This window comes from Streptomyces sp. NPDC058632, assembly GCF_042717095.1.
Classification (GTDB): domain Bacteria; phylum Actinomycetota; class Actinomycetes; order Streptomycetales; family Streptomycetaceae; genus Streptomyces.
This window is the reverse complement of record NZ_JBHXQZ010000196.1, coordinates 1-2,316: the sequence shown is the minus strand read 5'-3', so window position 1 is coordinate 2,316 and position 2,316 is coordinate 1. Positions and strand designations below refer to the sequence as shown.

Annotated in this window: 1 protein-coding gene; it reads right to left on the bottom strand. The window is 74.3% G+C overall.

From position 1 onward, the window contains the following. Positions 1-2,316: polyketide synthase dehydratase domain-containing protein (locus ACFWVE_RS34915; RefSeq protein ID WP_384023254.1), on the bottom strand; the 2,316-nt coding region annotated here is incomplete at both ends.

Below are 2,316 nucleotides of genomic sequence, written 5' to 3'. Positions count from 1 at the left end.
ACCACCCGCACCGGCATGCACCAGCACCGACTCCCCCGCCCGCAGACCCGCCAGATCACGGAAGGCGTACAGGGCGGTCAGGAACACCAACGGCACGGAGGCGGCCTCCTGCTGGGTCCACCCGTCGGGGACACGGGCCAGGTAGTGCTCGTCGGCGACGACGACCGGCCCGAATCCGCCGGGCACGGTGCCGAACACCCGGTCGCCGGGCCGCAGTCCGGTGACCGCGGAGCCGACGGCCGTGACCACACCGGCGGCCTCGGTGCCCATCGGGCCGGACTCGCCGGGGTACATGCCGAGGGCGTTGAGGACGTCGCGGAAGTTCAGACCGGTCGCGTCGACGTCGATCCTGACCTCGTGGTCGCCGAGCGGCTGCAGCACCTGCGGGCACGGGGCGAGGACGAGGTTGTCCAGGGTGCCCTTGCCGGTGGTGTCGAGCCGCCACGGCACGTCGACGGGCGGGACCAGTCCGGCGCCGGTGGCGAGGCGGTCCAGCCGGCCGACGCGGACGGTGCCCTCGCGCACGGCGAACTGGGCGTCGCCGGTGGCGAGCAGGGCCGGCAGGTCCGGCAGCAGTGCCTGGACGTTGTTCTGTCCGTCGAGGTCGATGAGGACGAACCGGTCCGGGTTCTCGGACTGGGCCGAGCGCACCAGACCCCAGGCGGCACCCGCGGCGAGGTCCCGTACCGTCTCGCCGTCGGCGGCGGCCACCGCGTCGCGGGTGACGAAGACCAGGCGGGTGCGGTCGAACCGGTCGTGGTCCAGCCACTGGCGTACCAGTTCCAGGGTGCGGGTCGTCAGCGCGTGGACGGCGCCGGGGACGTCCGTGCCGGGGACGGCGGCCGGGTCGCCGCCCGCATCCGTGCCGTCCGGGGCGGTGTACTCCCCCTGGAGCGGGACGAACACGTAGTCGGGGGCGTCGGCCGGGTCGGCGAGGTCGGCGAGGGACGACAGTACGGTGCCGGTGCCGAAGACGTCGGCGCCCAGGGTGACGGCCCGCAGTCCCTCGGTGGGCTTCACCTCGGGGGCCGTGACCCAGTCGAGGCGGAACACCGGTTCCTGGCCGCCGGTGGCCACCGGGGCGCGCGGCACGCTGGGGGCGCGCAGCACCAGTGCCTCGGCGGACAGCACGGGCGCGCCCTCGGCGTCGACCGCCGTGAGCGTGACCGACTCGTCGCCGAGCCTGGCGATGCGTACCCGCAGCGTGGTGGCGCCGCCCGCGTGCAGCGACACGCCGTTCCAGATGTACGGCAGCAGCGGGTTGTCCTCGCTGCCGACGCCGAGGTAGCCGTTGGCGTGCTGGACGGCGTCCAGCAGGGCCGGGTGGATGCCGAAGTACTGGGCGTCCCCGGCGATCTCCTCGGGCAGGGCGACCTCGACGAAGGCCTCCTGCCCGCGAATCCACACCTTGCGCATCCCCTGGAAGCAGGGGCCGTACTCGGTGCGCTCGTAGGTGCCGTCGATCGGCACCGGCCGGGCGTCCGACGGCGGCCAGACGGGCACGTCGAACGGGGCGGTGTGCTCCGCGGCGGCGAGGGAGCCGGTGGCGTGCCGGGTCCAGGGGCTGTCGGTGGCGTCGGACGGCCGGGAGTAGAACGCGATGGTGCGGGTTCCCTCCTCGTCCGGGGCGCCCAGGACGACCTGCAGGGCGGTGGGCACCTTCTCGTTCAGCACCATCGGGGTGGACAGGACCAGTTCCTCGACCCGGCCGCAGCCGACCTGGTCGGCGGCGCGGACGGCCATCTCCAGATAGCCGGTGCCGGGCAGGATGACCGTGCCGCCCACCTTGTGGTCGAGCAGCCAGGGATGGACCTGCATCGAGATCTGGCTGGTGAACAGCGCACCCTCGGAGTCGGCCAGCGGTACGGCGGCGCCGAGCAGCGGGTGGTCCGCCGAGACCAGGCCGGCCGAACTGACGTCGCCGGTCAGGGCGGCCGGGCGGGGCCAGAACCGTTCGCGCTGGAACGGATAGGTCGGCAGCTCGGTGCGGCGCGCTCCGGTGCCCCGGAACCAGGCCGCCCAGTCGACGCGTACGCCGGCCGTGTGGAGCCGGGCGAGCCCGGTGAGCAGCGCGGTCTCCTCGTCGCGGTCCGTGCGCAGCGCGGGCACGGCCACGGTGTCGAGGTCGGCGTCCAGGCAGCGCTGGGTCAGCGCGGTGAGGACACCGCCGGGTCCGGCCTCCAGGAACGCGGTCACCCCGGTGTCGGCCAGCGCGCGCACACCGTCGGCGAAGCGGACGGTGCCGCGCACGTGGCGCACCCAGTAGTCGGCGGAGCGCAGCAGGTCCGGGTCGGCGATCTCACCGGTCACGTTCGA